The organism is Burkholderia ubonensis, assembly GCF_902833085.1.
GTDB lineage: Bacteria > Pseudomonadota > Gammaproteobacteria > Burkholderiales > Burkholderiaceae > Burkholderia > Burkholderia ubonensis.
Genome location: NZ_CADFEB010000011.1, coordinates 252,262 through 267,410, shown reverse-complemented (window position 1 = coordinate 267,410; position 15,149 = coordinate 252,262). Strand labels below are relative to the sequence as shown.

Here is a 15,149-nt window from a genome sequence, read left to right as displayed (position 1 = left end):
CGCTGCGCCCCGACGAAAGGCTGACGAACTGACGGCCCGGCAAGCGCGGGCCGCGTCAGAAGTCGCGCGCCAGCGCGCGCGCCGCTTCCGCCGCGGCGCGCCGATCCGAGCGGCCGTCGTCGCCGAGCAGCGTCTTCTCGACCACGATGCCCTGCACGTCGGTCACGCCGACGAACTTCAGCCACGTCTCGACATAGGGCCGCTGCAGATCGTATTCGCGCGCCGGCGTGAACGATCCCGGCGACGCGTAATCGAGCCCGCGCGCATAGACGACCGCCGCCTTCCTGCCGGCGAGCTTGCCGGCGAACCCCGTGCCGTCGAACGTGAACAGCACGTCCTTCTGCGAAATGACGTCGATCAGGTGCTTGAGCTTGTACGGGATGCCGAAATTCCACAGCGGGATGCCGAACAGCAGCTTGTCGGCCGCATGAAACGGCGCCGCGAGCGCCTCGATGCGCGCCCAGGCCGACGCCTGGGCCGGCGTCAGCGCGGCGCCGGAGAGCCCCGCGTACTTGGCCGCCATTGCGTCGCCGTCGAATTCAGGCAACGCGAGATCCCAGATGTCGAGCGTATCGACGGTATCCGCCGGGTGGGCTTCGCGGTACGCGTCGAGAAAGGCGCGGCAGATGTCGATGGACGCGGAATCGCGCTTGCGCGGTGAGCATTCGATGTAGAGCAGTCGAGCCATGTCGGTCATTCTTGTGCAAGGGGAAGGGAGGACGCGAGCCGATGCTCGCGAAGACAGCGACAAGACTAGCGGGTCGACGTATCATCCGGAAACGATATTAATTGTTCCGACTTACCCGTTTTGGTGATGGATGAATGCGCCACTCGACACCGCGCTGCTCCAGACCTTCGTCACGGTCGCGGACGCACGCAGCTTTACCGGCGCGGGGCGCCGGCTGCATCTGAGCCAGTCCGCCGTCAGCGCGCAGGTCGCGCGGCTCGAGGAGCAGGCCGGATGCACGCTGCTGATGCGCAATACCCGCACCGTGTCGCTGACCGATCAGGGCATGCTGCTGCTCGGCTATGCGCGCGCGATGCTCAATCTCAGCGCCGAGGCCAGGGCTTGCCTCGGCGGCGCGGGCGCACCGGGGCGGCTGCGCGTCGGCGCGTCGGACGAGTTTGCGTGCGGCTGGCTGCCTGACATCCTGCGCCGCTTCGGCGCGCGCCATCGCGGGCTGGCGCTCGAGCTCGCCGTTGACGTGCCGGGCAATCTGGTTCAGGCGTTCGACGCGGGCCGCTTCGATCTGGTGGTCGGCAGCCGTTGCGAACGCGACGAGCAGGGCATCCTCCTCGGCGCCGAGCCGCTCGTGTGGGCGTTCGCGCGCCACGAGCCATTGCCGGACGGCGCGCTGCCGCTCGCGTGCATTCCCGAGCCATGCCCGTTCCGCGAGGCGGCGCTCACGGCGCTCGCACGCGCCGAGGTCGCGTCGCGCATCGCGTGCGTCAGCCCGAGCATGGCCGGCGTGAAGGCGGCGGCGCGGGCCGGGTTCGCGGTGACGCCGCTGCCGCGCAGCGCGATCGATGACGGGTTGCGGGAGCTGACGGCGGCGGACGGCCTGCCGCCGCTCCCGAGCGTCGAATACGTGCTGATGCACGATGCCGGCGGCGCGCTCGTGCGCGAGCTCGCGCAGACGATCCGCGACGAGTTCGAGATGCGGCCGCTCGGCAGCGCGGCTGCCGGTTGAGCTTGTGTGGCCGGCGCGCTCGCCGATGAACGCGCCGCCCGATTCACGCCGACGCGCGCGCCACCCGTACAGCCGTGCCGTAGCAGATCACTTCCGTCACGCCGGAGCCGATCTCGGTCGAGTCGTAGCGCATCGCGACGATCGCATTCGCGCCGAGCTTGCGCGCGTCGGCGAGCATCTTGTCGAACGCCTGCTCGCGGGCCTTCTCGCACAGCGACGTGTACAGCGTGATGTTGCCGCCGAACAGCGTCTGCAGCGCCGCGCCGAAACTGCCGACGATCGAGCGCGAGCGCACGACGATCCCCTGCGCGACACCGAGCGAGCGCACGGTGGCGTGGCCGGGCAGGTCGAAGGCGGTGGTCACGCGTTCGGGCGCGAGGTCGTCGAGGGAGCGGTCGGTGTCTTTCATGGTCGATGGGCGCACGGCGGCGCGTGGAAAGCGAGCGACGATTCTAGCGGATGCGACAACGGGCGCGAACATCCGCTCGCGCCCGTTTTGCGCCCGTTTCGCTTTCGCGCGTGCGAGCGGCTCAGCCGCGCGCCGTCATGGCTTGGCTGCCGTGCCGCCGTCGCCGAGATCGACCGCGTAGGCCAGCGCCAGCTTGCCGAACTTCAACGCGTGGTTGGCCTGGCGATCCGAGTTCTCCAGCGTGTCGTTCACGGTATGGATGTACGGACTGTCGTTCTGGTCCGCCTCGAACGGGAACGACGCCGGATAGCCCTGCGCGTTCCACGACGCATGGTCCGAGCACGCATAGCCGCACCGCGACGTGCCGACCGTCAGCTCCGGCAGATAGGTGCGCGCCAGGTTCGACAGGTAGGTGTTCTGCGCGGCGTTCGTGTAGTCGGAGATCAGGTAGATGTCTTTCGCGTCGCCCTTGTAGTTCGTCATGTCGAGCTGCAGCACGCCGACCACGTTCGCGTTCTGCGCGCGGAACTGCTTCGCGATCGCCTTCGAGCCGAGCAGGCCGGCTTCCTCCGCCGCATAGCCGATGAACTTGATCGTCCGCTTCGGCTTGTAGTTGTTCGCGAGCAGCACGCGCAGCGCCTCGGTCAGGCTCGCGATGCCGGATGCATCGTCGTCCGCGCCGGGCGAGCGGGTGTTCTCGGTCGTCCAGCCGACGGTCGAATCGAGGTGGCCGCCGAGCACGACCGTGCCCGCCGCCGGATCGCTGCCCTTGATCGTCAGGATGACCGATTTCTGCGGCCAGCCGGTGTGCGCGAACTGCTCGACGGTGACGTCGGCGCGCGCGCCCGCGAGCTGCTTCCATTGCAGCGCGAGCCAGTCCGACGCGGCGACGCCGTGCGACGTCGTGTAATAACGGTTCGTGAAGCCGGACAACGACGTGATCGTGCCGACGATGTTGCTGGCCTGCAGCTGCTGGACCCAGTTGCGGATCTGCTGGGAGTCCGCGACCTTGTACTCGGGCGCGGCCTGCTTCGCGAGCGGCAGCGGCTGCAGCGCCTGGCGCGCTTCGTCGTAGGAGTCGTGCACGACGTAGCCCGGCCCGTGGCCGCGGCTGCGGTGCACCGCAGCCGCGAGCTCGCCCAGCACGGCGTCGTCGACCTGCACGACGTGGACGGTGTCGCGGCGGGCGGCGCCGTCGGCGGCCTGGCCGGCCGGGACCGTCGTGGTGTACCGCGCGGTCGCGCCGGCGTCGATGCGCTGCAGCTGGCGGTAGGCGCCGTCGCCGAGCGTGATCCACACGGGCGCCGCGTGCGCGGCCACGGCGAACAGCGTGCCGCATAGCGCGGCGCTCAGTTGTTTCAGCGATGAAGTAGGCATGTTCGATCTCATCAGGATAGTGATGTCGAGAAATCGGGGCGGCTCGCAGGTCGTGCGATCCGCCCCGGCCTGCTGCGGTGTCACGACTTCGTCGGCACGGTCACGGCATACGTGCAGCTCTTGTTGTACGCGTTGCCGATCGCGGCGATCTGCGCGGCGCTGTAGCCGAGCGTGGCGGCGGCGTTGATCACGGCTTGCGCGGCGGCCTTCTGGTTGGTCGAGCCGTTGGTCATCGACAGGCCCTTCAGGAACGCCTTGTCCATCGCCGCGCCGCCGATCGCGTCGCGCGCGACGAGGTTGCACGACGCCCAGTACTGGCCGGCCGTGTGGATCTCGGCGCCGCGCGCCTGCGCATAGGTGCGGCCGACGTTCCAGTTGGTCACGCGGCCGCCCCAGAATTCGTTGTGGCCGTCCCAGTTGAAGACCCAGTTGTATTGCGCGTCGGACGGGCTCCACTGGTTGAAGTCGCGGCTGTAGGCGGCGGCGAGGTAGTCGCCCGTGCCTTCCGACAGGCCTTCCTGCTGCGACAGGCCGCCGTTGGTGATCCAGTCGTGGATGCCGTGGCCCAGTTCGTGGATCACCACGTCGGCGTCCTCCGCGTCGTCGACGCCGCCCTGGCCGAACGTCAGCTTGCCGCTGCCCGACGAGTACGACGAGTTGTCCGCGCCGGATTCGCCGTGCGGGTCGTACTGCACGCCGCCCGAATACTGGTACGGCAGCGCCTTGACGCCGAGCGTCTGGTTCACGTAGCGCAGGAACGTGTCGATGTGGTAGTACGCGTTGACCGCCTCGAAATAGAGGTTGCCGCGCGTGAACTCGAAGTTCGGCGTTGCCTGCACCGGGCACGCCTTGTCGAGCGGCGCATCGAAATCGACGCAGGACGCGTAGGGGCCGGAGAGCTTGTAGGTCGAGCCCGATTGCGCGAGCTCCTTCAGCGTCACGCGCACGCGCGCGGCGGTGAGCTGCGTGGAGTCGGCGTCGTTGTTGTCCTTGTAGCCGGTGCTGCCGTAGCTGCTTTTCGTCGGCGACAGCGGATCGGGGCGGAACACGAAGCCGGTGCCGTCGGTCGCGTAGAACGCCTTGTCCTCGGCGCGCAGCACTTCGCCGCTGCCCGCGTCGATCAGCAGTTCCCAGTCGCCCTTCGGGCCGTTCTGCGGCTTGCCGCGCACCTTCCACGCGGTATGCGTGCCGGCGGCGTCGACGAACGCGACGAGCTGCGCGTCGACGTTCACGAAGCCGTTCACGCCGAGATACGCGCGCGCGCGGTCGAGCGCCTGCTGCTGGTCGACGGCCTGCGACTTGGCGGACTTCGGGGCCGCGCCGCTGATTGCGTTGCTCGCGACGTACAGGATGCGGCCGTCCTTGCCGACCGTGACCGCGATGTCGCTGCCGTAGACGGGCAGGCCGGCCGCCTGCTGTTGGAAGCGCACGACGGTGAAGTCGGGGTCGTTGCGCTCCGACGTGACGACGAGGCCGGCGAGCGCGGCCGCGTCGAGCCCGAGCCGGGCGGCCTGCGACGCGACGAAGTCGCGCGCGGTCGCCGCGGGCGTGGCGGCGGCCTTCTTCGCCTGATAGGGCGGGTTGTACAGCGTGACGGCGACGCCGTCCGCGCGGAACTGACCGCTCGGCGCATCCGATTTCGCGGCGGGCGGCGCGACGCCGCGCGTCAGGCTCTCGCGCAGGCTCGACGCCTGCGGGTCCCCGTTCTTGTAGTCGGCGGCGGAGCTGGTTGCGACGCCGAAACCCAGCGCGATGCTCAGTGCCAACGGCAGTGCCTTGCGTGATGTTTGCATACGTCATCCTCGATTCAACGGTTGGGGGGAAGCCCGCGCCCTCGCGAGGCGCAGGTACGACACGGCCCGCGCGCCGGCTTGTGAAAGCCGGCGCGTCGACGCGCGTTGCGGCGCTGCGACTGACTAAGGACAGCTAAGCGTCAGGTCGAAGCGAAACAGGAGAAAGGTGGAATGCGAACGGACCGCCGGACGGCGGAAGACGGGGAGAAGCGGACGGCAGGCAGGTACTGCGACGGTGTATCGAGCATCGTCATGTCATACCCCTCGGATCAAAGTTGGAGTGGCAGCCTGCATGCTCGACTCGCGTCGGCCGGCGTGTTCGCCTCGTTAGGCTGCCTATCTATTTTTTTTACATGTTACAGAATATTTTCGTGAACATTGCAAATTATTTTCGAAGCTCGCTTCGATACTTCGAGCAATTGGCGGGATTGTTCATCGAGCGGCCGGAAATGATGCGGAATTGCGCAATATTCCGCTGTTTTGTGCGCGGGCTCGTCAGCGCAACGCGCGGCGGTCGCTGCGCGGGCTCATCCCGAAACGCGAGCGATAGGTGCGCGAGAAGTGCGACGGCGATTCGAAGCCGCACGCGACGCAGACCGACGTGATGCTCATGTCGGTCTGCTGCAGCAGCTCGCGCGCGCGGTCGAGCCGCAGGTTCAGGTAGAAGCGCGTCGGCGTGTCGTTCAGCGTCGCGCTGAACAGCCGCTCGAGCTGGCGCCGCGTGATCGCGACTTCGTCGGCGAGCGCGTCGGGCCCGAGCGGAGTCTCCATGTGGCGCTGCATCGTGCCGATCACCTGGATCAGCTTGCGGTTGTGCACGCCGTAGCGCGCGGCGATCTCGAGCCGCTGGCTGTCCGAGCGCTGGCGGATCCGGCTGACGACGAACTGCTCGGAGATCGCGGCCGCGAGGTCCGCGCCGTGCCGCCGCCCGATCAGGTCGAGCATCATGTCGATCGACGCGGTGCCGCCCGCGCAGGTGATGCGCCGCTCGCCGATCTCGAACAGCTCCTGCGTCGCCTTCAGGCCCGGGTAGCGCTCGCGGAACGCGGCAAGCGCTTCCCAATGCAGCGTGAGCGGATGCGACGCATCGAACAGCCCGGCTTCGGCGAGCACGAAGCTGCCGGTATCGATGCCGCCGAGCGTCGCGCCGTGCCGATGCTGGCGCCGCAGCCAGTCGCCGAGCGCGCGCGTGTAGCAGACGAGCGGGTCGAAGCCCGCGACGACGAACACCGTGCCGACGCGTTCCACGTCCGCATACGCGGCCTCCGCGGCGACCGGGATGCCGTTGCTGGCGGCCACCGGGCCGCCGTCCGCGCTGAGTACGTGCCAGCGGTAAAGCTGCGCGCGGAAGCGGTTCGCGACGCGCAGCGGCTCGACCGCGGACATGAAGCCGAGGGCGGAGAAGCCGGGCAGCAGCAGGAAGTGGAAATCCTCGGGCATGGTGGCGGGCAGGGTTGGACGACCGCAGCGTAACGTCGGCGGCGCAACGGGACAAGCGCGGACAATATTCGACCGGCCGCTCGGCCCCGCCCGACAAGGCCCCCATCCGATCTAGTGGTTTCTCCGCATAGTCGCACCCAGTCAAGAAAATGTCGCCGGCGGTCGCCTTGCGCTGAATATGGCTCGTTACTTTTGAGTCCACGATGCAGGCCGGGACGCATCCCGCACACCCGCTGCTCACTGAGTCGAACCGGGAGGGAACCATGAAGTCGAGAACGATCGCCGCGCTCGCCGCGGCATGGCTGGCGGCGGGTGTGTGGTCGACCGCGGCGCAGGCCGAAGCGGACCCCGCGACCTGCCGCACCGTGCGCTTCGCCGACATCGGCTGGACCGACATCACGTCGACGACCGCGATGGCGTCGACGGTGTTCGAAGCGCTCGGCTACAAGCCGACCACGACGATCGCGTCGGTGCCGATCTCGTTCGCGGGGCTGAAGAGCAAGCAGCTCGACGTGTCGCTCGGCTACTGGTGGCCCGTGCAGCAGAAGCAGCTTCAGCCGTTCCTCGACAGCAAGTCGATCAACGTCGTCGAACCGCCGAACCTGTCCGGCGCGAAGGCGACGCTCGCGGTGCCGAGCTACGCATACCAGGCCGGCCTGAAGAGTTTCGACGACATCGCGAAGCATCGCGCGGAGCTCGACGGCAAGATCTACGGGATCGAGCCGGGCAGCAGCGCGAACGCGACGATCCAGAAGATGATCGACACGAACCAGTACGGGCTCGGCGGCTTCAAGCTCGTCGAATCGAGCGAGGCCGGGATGCTCGTCACGGTCGAGCGCGCGATCCGCGACAAGAAGTGGGTCGTGTTCCTCGGCTGGGAGCCGCATCCGATGAACATCCAGATCAGCATGAACTACCTGTCGGGCGGCGACGCCGCGTTCGGCCCGAACTACGGCGAAGCGCGCGTCTACACGCTGACCGCGCCCGACTTCATCGCGCGCTGCCCGAACGCGGGCAAGCTCGTCACGAACCTGCGCTTCTCCACGCAACTGGAAAACCAGCTGATGCAGGCGGTGATGAACAAGACCAAGCCGGCCGAGGCCGCGAAGGCGTACCTGAAGAAGAATCCGCAGGTGCTCGATCCGTGGCTCGCGGGCGTGAAGACGTTCGACGGCAAGGACGGCCTGCCGGCGGTGAAGTCCTATCTCGGCCTGTGACGGCCGCGGCGCGCAGCGACGATCCACCAGACACACGACACAACCCGAACACAACGAGGCAACCAGCATGAATCACGAAGTCATCGTGACGTGCGCCGTCACCGGCGCGGGCGATACGGTCGGCAAGCATCCGGCGATTCCGGTCACGCCGAAGGAGATCGCGGACGCCGCGATCGAGGCCGCGAAGGCCGGCGCGACGGTCGCGCACTGCCATGTGCGCGATCCGCAGACGGGGCGCGGCAGCCGCGACCCGCGCCTGTATCGCGAGGTGGTCGACCGGATCCGCTCGGCGGACGTCGACGTCATCATCAACCTGACGGCCGGCATGGGCGGCGATCTCGAGATCGGCCCCGGCGAGGACCCGATGCGCTTTGGCCGGGGCACCGATCTCGTCGGCGGGCTCACGCGCCTCGCGCACGTCGAGGAGCTGCTGCCGGAGATCTGCACGCTCGATTGCGGCACGCTGAATTTCGGCGACGGCGACTACATCTACGTGTCGACGCCCGCGCAGCTGCGCGCCGGCGCGAAGCGCATCCAGGCGCTCGGCGTGAAGCCGGAGCTGGAGATCTTCGACACCGGGCATCTGTGGTTCGCGAAGCAGCTGCTGAAGGAAGGACTGCTTGACGATCCGCCGCTGTTCCAGCTGTGCCTCGGCATTCCGTGGGGCGCGCCGGCCGATACCGGCACGATGAAGGCGATGGTCGACAACCTGCCGCCCGGCGCGCACTGGGCCGGCTTCGGGATCGGCCGCATGCAGATGCCGATGGTCGCGCAGGCGATGCTGCTCGGCGGCCATGTGCGGGTCGGCCTCGAGGACAACCTGTGGCTCGATCGCGGCGTGCATGCGAGCAACGGCACGCTCGTCGAGCGCGCGAGAGAGATCGTCGAGCGTCTCGGCGGCCGTGTGCTGACGCCCGCCGAAGGGCGCCGCAAGCTCGGCTTGCCGGCGCGCGGCGAACGGCTGCTCGAACGCCGCGCGATCGCCGAGTTCGCCTGAGCTTTCCATTGCAGGACGGCGGCGGCTTCGACGCGAAGACCGCCGTCGCATTTCACCCGATTTCAAGGATGCGTTCGACATGGCAGTGATCACCGACATCAAGACGTTCGCCGCGATCGGCACCGGCGTGATCGGCAGCGGGTGGGTCGCCCGCGCGCTCGCGCACGGCCTCGACGTGGTCGTATGGGACCCCGCGCTCGGCGCGGAACATCAGCTGCGCGCGAACGTCGCGAACGCGTGGCCCGCGCTCGAACGCGTCGGCCTCGCGCCGGGCGCCTCTCCCGCGCGCCTGCGCTTCGTCGCGACGATCGAGGAATGCGTCGCCGACGCCGATTTCATCCAGGAAAGCGCGCCCGAGCGCGAAGCGCTGAAACTCGAACTGCACGAGCAGATCAGCCGCGCGGCGAAGCCGGACGCGATCATTGCATCGTCGACGTCCGGCCTCTTGCCGACGGATTTCTACGCGCGCGCGTCGTACCCGGAGCGCTGCGTCGTCGGCCATCCGTTCAATCCGGTGTACCTGCTGCCGCTCGTCGAGGTGCTCGGCGGCGCGCGCACCGCGCCCGAAGCGGTCGACGCCGCGATGGAGATCTACCGCAAGCTCGGCATGCGGCCGCTGCACGTGCGCAAGGAAGTGCCCGGCTTCATCGCGGACCGGCTGCTCGAAGCGCTGTGGCGCGAGGCGCTGCATCTCGTCGACGAAGGCGTCGCGACGACGGGGGAGATCGACGATGCGATCCGCTTCGGCGCGGGCATCCGCTGGTCGTTCATGGGCACGTTCCTGACCTACACGCTCGCGGGCGGCGACGCGGGCATGCGACACTTCATGCGGCAGTTCGGCCCGGCGCTCGAATTGCCGTGGACGAAGCTCGTCGCGCCGCGGCTGACCGACGCGCTGATCGACCGCGTGGTCGACGGCACGGCCGAGCAGCAGGGTGCGCGCAGCATCAAGGAGCTCGAGCGCTATCGCGACGAGTGCATCACCGAAGTGCTGCGCGCGATCGCCGCGGTGAAGGCGCGGCACGGCATGCGATTCGAGGACTAGATATGACGAAGGGCGATACCCCGCTGACGATTTACCACGACGTCGTGCGGCCCGAATGGGTCGATTACAACGGACACCTGCGCGATGCGTTCTACCTGCTGATCTTCAGCTTCGCGACCGATGCGCTGCTGGACCGGATCGGTCTCGACGATGCGGCGCGCCGGTCGCGGGGGCGCTCGGTCTACACGCTCGAGGCGCACGTCAACTATCTGCACGAGATCAAGGAGGGAGCACGCGTGCGCGTCGACGCGCGCGTGGTCGCGCACGACGCGAAGCGGCTGCATCTGTATCTGGAGCTGTTCGCCGACGGGCGCGACGACGCGGTATCGGCGAGCGAGCAGATGCTGCTGCACGTCGATACGCGCGACGGCGCGAAGTCGGCGCCGTTCGACGACGACGTTGCAGCACAGGTCGCCGCGCTGCACGCGTTGCAGCGCGATTGCCCGCCGCCCGCTTATGCGGGGCGCGTGATCGGCTTGCCGCCACGCCGCTAGCGCGGCGCGCGAACGATGCTCGAAACGGAAATCTCGGCGTTCGTCGCGGCGGTCGACGCGTGGTATCCGGCCGATGCGGCCACGCGTTCGCCGGCGGAGCAGCGGCGCATCTACGAACGTTTCGCGGCGGCGTGGACACCTGCCGGGCTGCCGCCGGGAATCGTGCAGGACGACGGCGCGTGGCGCGCGCCGGACGGCCGTGTCGTTGCACTGCGCCGCTACCGGCACGCGCACGCGGCGCCACGCGGCACCGTGCTGTTCTTTCACGGCGGCGGCTTCGTCGTCGGCTCGCTCGACAGCCATGCGCTGATCACCGCGCGTCTCGCGGCCGACACGGGGCTCGCGGTGATCGCGGTCGATTACCGGCTCGCGCCCGAGCATCCGGCGCCGGCCGCGCTCGACGATTGCGTTGCCGTCGCGCGCGCGGCGCTCGCAGAACGCTTGCCGTTCGGGCCGTGTGCGCGGCCGCTGACGCTCGCGGGCGACAGCGCGGGCGGCATGCTCGCCGCGGCCGTCGCGACGGCGCTGCGCGATGCGGGGGAGGGGGGTATCGACGGTGTCGCGCTCGTCTACCCGATGCTCGGCTTCGAACCGCAGCCGCCGGCGCGCGATGCCGAAGCGCATGCGCCGATGCTGACGCTCGACGACGTCTACTGCTATCGCGCGCTGTACTGGAACGGCCGGGTGGACGCGGTCGCGCCGCTCGACGCCGCGCGCTTCGACGGGTTGCCGCCGGTGCTCGCGATCGGCGCGGAGCACGACCCGCTGCGCGACGATGCGCGGGTCTACGTCGAGCGGATTCGCGCGGCAGGCGGCGCCGCGCGCTTCTGGTTGGGAACGGGGCTGGTGCACGGCTGCTGGCGCGCGCTCGACACGAGCCCGCAGGCGGCGCGGATGCACCGGATGGTCGGCGATTTCCTGCGCGCGCCGTGCGCGTAGCGTTCGATTCGAGGAGGCAACGATGCAGGCAGCACCATCGCGTATCGAGGACTGGCGGACGTTTTCCACCGACGTGACGATCGCGGCCGCGACGCTCGGCGACGGGCTGGTGAGCGTCGCGTGGAGCGACGGACGCCGCTCGCCGTTTCATTTCGACTGGCTGCGCGACACCTGTTCGTGTCCGGCCTGCGTGCATGCGCAGACCCGCGAGCAGGTGTTCGAGATCGTCGACGCGCCCGATGCGCTCGCGATGCGCGGCGTGCAGGTGGGCCACGACGGCGCGCTGCACGTCGAATGGCGCGACGGCCACCGCAGCGCGTGGTCGCCCGGCTGGCTCCGGGCGCATGCCTACGACGACGCGTCGCGCGCGGAGCGTCACGCGGCGCAGGGCCGCCAGATGTGGACCGGCGACGATCCGGACGCGATCGCGGTATTCGCGTGGCGCGACGTGATGCACGACGACGCGGCGCTGCGCGCGTGGCTCGGCGCGCTGCAGCGCACGGGGCTGACGCTGGTCGAGGGCGTGCCGCCCGAACGCGGGCGGGTGGACGAGATCGCACGGCGGGTCGGGCTGGTGCGCGAGACCAATTTCGGCGCGCTGTTCGACGTCGAGTCGAAGCCGCGCCCGGACAGCAATGCGTACACGTCGATCAACCTGCCGCCGCATACCGACCTGCCGACCCGCGAATTGCAGCCGGGCGTGCAGTTCCTGCATTGCCTCGCGAACGACGCGACGGGCGGCGACAGCATTTTCATCGACGGCTTCGCGCTCGCCGACGCGCTGCGCGACGCATACCCGGACGATTTCGCCCTGCTCGCGGCGACGCCGTTCGAGTTCTGGAACAAGAGCGCGGCCAGCGACTACCGCTGCTCGGCGCCGGTGATCGGGCTGAACGCGCGCCGCGAGGTGATCGAGGTGCGCCACGCGAATTTCCTGCGCGGGCCGGTCGATGCGCCGGCCGCGTCGATGCCGGCGATCTACCGTGCGTACCGGCGCTTTCTCGCGCTGGCGCGCGAGCCGCGCCTTCGGGTACAGCGGCGGCTGCGCGCGGGCGACATGTGGGCGTTCGACAACCGGCGGGTGCTGCATGCGCGCACCGAGTTCGATCCGTCGACCGGACGCCGGCACCTGCAGGGCTGCTACGTCGATCGCGACGAGCTGCTGTCGCGGTCGCGGGTGCTGTCTCGCGCGGCGACGCCCACGGCATGAGCCGTCGCGCCGGCGAAAAAGCGCCCGGACGCGCAGCGCCCGGGCGAAGCCACCTGTTGCCAGGCGGCGGAGGTATGTCGTTCACAAAAAAGACGAGCCCTGTTCAAGGGCTCGTCCGGATACGGATTGCGCGAAGCGCGGCGCCCGCGCGGGGCGCGTCGGCTTACTGGCCGAAGAAGATCGAGTCGCGCGGGTTCGACGACGTCGCGGTGGCCGGGCTGCCTGCGCGGACGACCGGCGCGGCTTGCGCGCCGTAGCCGCTGTTGTCGGCGCCGTGCACGCGCGCTTCGGCCGTCTGGATGTCTTGCGGGTAGTACGGGCTCGACACGCCCGGCTTGTAGCCGGCCTTCTCGAGCTGGACCAGCTCGTCGCGCACTTGCGCGCGGGTCACGGTGCTTTGCGCGAATGCGCCGAACGAAGCGGACAGGGCGGTAGCGGCAACGACTGCGGTGATGAGCGATTTCATGATGACCTCCGATGTTTTATTGGGTGTCGCGTTCGACTCGATGTCGTAAGCGATTGATGAAATCTTAGTCACCGGGGTCTTCAGGGTAAACGCTGATTTTGATTAAAGATTGTTTACTGGGCGGTAAAAATAAAGCGTCGAGCAACGCTTTCAACAAGCTTTCGTTTCAAGCGATGCAACAAGCATGACGAACGCGGGCGGTCGAGCGTGAGCGCTCAGCGAGCATCGGGTGCGGTGGCGGCGGCACCGTGCGGCCGGGGCGCGGCGCGGTTCGCGTGCGGCTCGGCGCTGAGGAAGCGCACGCCGGTCGCGGCTTCCGACGCCTCCCACAGCAGCGCCGCCGCGCCGGCGTCGCGCGCCGCGCGCGGCACGCCCGCCGGCGCCGGCAGGCCGCGCGCGCCGAACCAGCCGGACGGGCCGACGTAGGCGCCGCCCGCGAGATCGGGCGACGTGGCCGCGAAGATCGCGGGCAGCGCGCCCATGTCGGCGGGCTGCGCGAGATAACGGTTCGCGACGCGCATCAGCGCGGCGCGCCATGGCGCACGGTCCATTTCGGGGCCGGCGAACTGCAGGTTGGTCGCCGCGTAGCCGGGGTGCGCGGCGACGCTGATGCCCGCCAGCGCCGCGCGCTCGAAACGGCGCTGCAGCTCGATCGCAAATATCAGGTTGGCGAGCTTGCTGTCGCAGTAAGCGAGATAACGGTTGTAGCCTTGTTCGGCGCGCAGGTCGTCGAGCCGCAGCCGGCCGCCTCGGGCGAAGCCGCTCGACATCGTGACGACGCGCGCGCGGCGGGCGGCCCGCAGCATCGGCAGCAGCCGGCCGGTCAGCGCGAAATGGCCGAGATGATTCGTGCCGAACTGCATCTCGAACCCGTCGCGGGTGTGCCGCAGCGGCAGGAACATCACGCCGGCGTTGTTGCAGAGGATGTCGACGCAGCCGTGGCGGTCGCCGATGCCGGCGGCGAAGCGTTCGATCGACGCGAGGTCGGCCAGGTCGAGCGCGGCGACTTCGACGCGTGCGTGAGGATGGAGAGCGCGGATCGCGTCGGCCGCCGCCGTGGCGCGCGCGGCATCGCGGCAGCCCATCACGACCAGCGCGCCCTTCGCGGCGAGCGTTTCGGCGAGTTGCCACCCCAGGCCGCTGTTGGCGCCGGTCACGACCGCGACCTTGCCGCCTTGCGCCGGGACGTGGCGCGCGCTCCATGCATGCATGTCTGCCTCCTTCGGTTCGGCGGCGGCACCATGCGCCGCGCCGCGCAATCATTACATTGTTTGATGTAACGATAATGCGCGTCCGCGGGACAGACAAGCGGGGGAAATAGATCGGCGCTTCTAACGCCGGGCCGAGCGGTTACTTGCCGCCGGCCAGTGCGAGCACTTCGGCGGCGGAGATCATCGCGCCGGCGTTCGCGGGCGCCGGGCGTTCGGCGGGGCGAAACACTTCGTCGCCGCGCTGGATCACCTGGCGCGACAGCGCGCAGGTGCCGGTGCGTTGCGCGAAGCGGCGGCGCCAGCGCTGTTCGCCGTAATGGCAGCGGCCGGGTTCGACCCAGCGGACGACGAGCAGCGTATCGGAACGTTCGAGGATTTCGACGAGAACGTCCGCGGGATCGAGCGCAGGCAGGGATTGGGGGGACTTCATTTGCCGTTTCCTAAAGCTCGTGCGGTATCGGCGCCGGCAGTGGATGGCACTGGCCAAAGTCGATTCCGTAGCAGTTTCCAGTAGTGGTGCGCTAAATGTAAGCGTCTGTGACCGGAAAAAACATCCTGCTTCGTTCGAATTACCTTTTGCCGATTCAGAAACAATCGACGCGTATTTTCTTGGGAAATCGTCGACAAAAGCGCCCCGGACCGAAGTCCGGGGCGGAAAAAGCGGGTTGCGCCGCCGCGTCTGCTCGCTCAGACGCGGGCGGCGCCGCGCAGGACGGAGTGCCCGTGACGATCGTCGGCGGGCGGAAAAGCGCGGCGTCGCCGGCAGCGCAACCCGGCATCGGCATGATCGCGCGGCGCGCCCGTTGCGATGCTGACGCGAACATGACGTTTCTGACAGGTTGACGCGGCGGGCCGCTGCG

The 15,149-nt window shown here is 69.0% G+C and carries 16 protein-coding genes; 8 read left to right on the top strand and 8 right to left on the bottom strand.

What is annotated here, in order from left to right:
* Positions 1-55: 55 nt before the first annotated feature.
* Complete coding sequence (locus HWX31_RS29475; RefSeq protein WP_174964983.1) at positions 56-688, bottom strand: FMN-dependent NADH-azoreductase; 633 nt, start codon at positions 686-688, stop codon at positions 56-58.
* 130 nt (positions 689-818) lie between these two features.
* Here HWX31_RS29475 and HWX31_RS29470 point away from each other — a divergent pair, with 130 nt between their 5' ends.
* The gene (locus HWX31_RS29470) at positions 819-1,691 is read left to right on the top strand and encodes a LysR substrate-binding domain-containing protein (RefSeq protein ID WP_174964985.1); all 873 of its coding nucleotides are present in this window, start codon (positions 819-821) and stop codon (positions 1,689-1,691) included.
* A gap of 43 nt (positions 1,692-1,734) precedes the next feature.
* Here the strand turns inward: HWX31_RS29470 and HWX31_RS29465 are convergent, their stop codons facing one another.
* From HWX31_RS29465 to HWX31_RS29450, 4 genes are all read right to left on the bottom strand, one after another.
* The gene (locus HWX31_RS29465) at positions 1,735-2,100 is read right to left on the bottom strand and encodes a YbjQ family protein (protein ID WP_174964987.1); all 366 of its coding nucleotides are present in this window, start codon (positions 2,098-2,100) and stop codon (positions 1,735-1,737) included.
* Between the two features lie 135 nt (positions 2,101-2,235).
* A complete protein-coding gene (locus tag HWX31_RS29460; RefSeq protein ID WP_174964988.1) occupies positions 2,236-3,477 on the bottom strand; it encodes a M20/M25/M40 family metallo-hydrolase in 1,242 nt (413 codons plus the stop codon).
* 80 nt (positions 3,478-3,557) lie between these two features.
* Positions 3,558-5,270 (bottom strand): M36 family metallopeptidase, encoded by a 1,713-nt coding sequence (locus HWX31_RS29455; RefSeq protein ID WP_174964989.1) that lies wholly within the window; start codon positions 5,268-5,270, stop codon positions 3,558-3,560.
* A gap of 495 nt (positions 5,271-5,765) precedes the next feature.
* Complete coding sequence (locus HWX31_RS29450; protein ID WP_059637028.1) at positions 5,766-6,710, bottom strand: GlxA family transcriptional regulator; 945 nt, start codon at positions 6,708-6,710, stop codon at positions 5,766-5,768.
* 263 nt (positions 6,711-6,973) lie between these two features.
* Between HWX31_RS29450 and HWX31_RS29445 the strand changes: the two genes are divergently transcribed.
* From HWX31_RS29445 to HWX31_RS29420, 6 genes are all read left to right on the top strand, one after another.
* Positions 6,974-7,927 (top strand): choline ABC transporter substrate-binding protein, encoded by a 954-nt coding sequence (locus tag HWX31_RS29445; RefSeq protein WP_059609673.1) that lies wholly within the window; start codon positions 6,974-6,976, stop codon positions 7,925-7,927.
* 67 nt (positions 7,928-7,994) lie between these two features.
* Positions 7,995-8,924 carry a 3-dehydrocarnitine:acetyl-CoA trimethylamine transferase CdhC gene (cdhC, locus tag HWX31_RS29440; protein WP_059609672.1) on the top strand — a complete coding sequence of 310 codons (930 nt, stop codon included), beginning with the start codon at positions 7,995-7,997 and terminating at the stop codon, positions 8,922-8,924.
* 79 nt (positions 8,925-9,003) lie between these two features.
* Positions 9,004-9,969: an L-carnitine dehydrogenase gene (locus HWX31_RS29435; RefSeq protein ID WP_059588986.1), complete on the top strand. Its 966-nt coding sequence runs from the start codon at positions 9,004-9,006 to the stop codon at positions 9,967-9,969.
* Between the two features lie 2 nt (positions 9,970-9,971).
* On the top strand, positions 9,972-10,463 hold the full coding sequence (locus HWX31_RS29430; protein WP_059730960.1) for a thioesterase family protein: 492 nt from the start codon (positions 9,972-9,974) through the stop codon (positions 10,461-10,463).
* Positions 10,464-10,478: 15 nt separating this feature from the next.
* On the top strand, positions 10,479-11,402 hold the full coding sequence (locus tag HWX31_RS29425; protein ID WP_174964990.1) for an alpha/beta hydrolase: 924 nt from the start codon (positions 10,479-10,481) through the stop codon (positions 11,400-11,402).
* Positions 11,403-11,424: 22 nt separating this feature from the next.
* Complete coding sequence (locus HWX31_RS29420) at positions 11,425-12,612, top strand: TauD/TfdA family dioxygenase (RefSeq protein ID WP_174964991.1); 1,188 nt, start codon at positions 11,425-11,427, stop codon at positions 12,610-12,612.
* Between the two features lie 163 nt (positions 12,613-12,775).
* Here HWX31_RS29420 and HWX31_RS29415 read toward each other — a convergent pair whose 3' ends face one another.
* From HWX31_RS29415 to HWX31_RS29405, 3 genes are all read right to left on the bottom strand, one after another.
* Positions 12,776-13,078 carry a DUF4148 domain-containing protein gene (locus tag HWX31_RS29415; protein WP_059588975.1) on the bottom strand — a complete coding sequence of 101 codons (303 nt, stop codon included), beginning with the start codon at positions 13,076-13,078 and terminating at the stop codon, positions 12,776-12,778.
* A gap of 215 nt (positions 13,079-13,293) precedes the next feature.
* Positions 13,294-14,289, bottom strand: coding sequence for an oxidoreductase (locus tag HWX31_RS29410; protein WP_175933995.1), 996 nt, complete (start codon positions 14,287-14,289; stop codon positions 13,294-13,296).
* 139 nt (positions 14,290-14,428) lie between these two features.
* Positions 14,429-14,719, bottom strand: a complete 291-nt coding sequence (locus tag HWX31_RS29405; RefSeq protein ID WP_174961129.1) for a DUF3331 domain-containing protein — start codon at positions 14,717-14,719, stop codon at positions 14,429-14,431.
* A gap of 107 nt (positions 14,720-14,826) precedes the next feature.
* Here HWX31_RS29405 and HWX31_RS29400 point away from each other — a divergent pair, with 107 nt between their 5' ends.
* The gene (locus tag HWX31_RS29400) at positions 14,827-15,132 is read left to right on the top strand and encodes a hypothetical protein (RefSeq protein WP_174961127.1); all 306 of its coding nucleotides are present in this window, start codon (positions 14,827-14,829) and stop codon (positions 15,130-15,132) included.
* The last annotated feature ends 17 nt before the right edge of the window (positions 15,133-15,149 follow it).

Excerpts from the sequence above, each read along its gene's own strand:
- HWX31_RS29475 (WP_174964983.1), bottom strand. The coding sequence starts at position 688 with ATGGCTCGACTGCTCTACATCGAATGCTCACCGCGCAAGCGCGATTCC.
- HWX31_RS29470 (WP_174964985.1), top strand. The coding sequence starts at position 819 with ATGAATGCGCCACTCGACACCGCGCTGCTCCAGACCTTCGTCACGGTC.
- HWX31_RS29465 (WP_174964987.1), bottom strand. The coding sequence starts at position 2,100 with ATGAAAGACACCGACCGCTCCCTCGACGACCTCGCGCCCGAACGCGTG.
- HWX31_RS29460 (WP_174964988.1), bottom strand. The coding sequence starts at position 3,477 with ATGCCTACTTCATCGCTGAAACAACTGAGCGCCGCGCTATGCGGCACG.
- HWX31_RS29455 (WP_174964989.1), bottom strand. The coding sequence starts at position 5,270 with ATGCAAACATCACGCAAGGCACTGCCGTTGGCACTGAGCATCGCGCTG.
- HWX31_RS29450 (WP_059637028.1), bottom strand. The coding sequence starts at position 6,710 with ATGCCCGAGGATTTCCACTTCCTGCTGCTGCCCGGCTTCTCCGCCCTC.
- HWX31_RS29445 (WP_059609673.1), top strand. The coding sequence starts at position 6,974 with ATGAAGTCGAGAACGATCGCCGCGCTCGCCGCGGCATGGCTGGCGGCG.
- cdhC (WP_059609672.1), top strand. The coding sequence starts at position 7,995 with ATGAATCACGAAGTCATCGTGACGTGCGCCGTCACCGGCGCGGGCGAT.
- HWX31_RS29435 (WP_059588986.1), top strand. The coding sequence starts at position 9,004 with ATGGCAGTGATCACCGACATCAAGACGTTCGCCGCGATCGGCACCGGC.
- HWX31_RS29430 (WP_059730960.1), top strand. The coding sequence starts at position 9,972 with ATGACGAAGGGCGATACCCCGCTGACGATTTACCACGACGTCGTGCGG.
- HWX31_RS29425 (WP_174964990.1), top strand. The coding sequence starts at position 10,479 with ATGCTCGAAACGGAAATCTCGGCGTTCGTCGCGGCGGTCGACGCGTGG.
- HWX31_RS29420 (WP_174964991.1), top strand. The coding sequence starts at position 11,425 with ATGCAGGCAGCACCATCGCGTATCGAGGACTGGCGGACGTTTTCCACC.
- HWX31_RS29415 (WP_059588975.1), bottom strand. The coding sequence starts at position 13,078 with ATGAAATCGCTCATCACCGCAGTCGTTGCCGCTACCGCCCTGTCCGCT.
- HWX31_RS29410 (WP_175933995.1), bottom strand. The coding sequence starts at position 14,289 with ATGCATGCATGGAGCGCGCGCCACGTCCCGGCGCAAGGCGGCAAGGTC.
- HWX31_RS29405 (WP_174961129.1), bottom strand. The coding sequence starts at position 14,719 with ATGAAGTCCCCCCAATCCCTGCCTGCGCTCGATCCCGCGGACGTTCTC.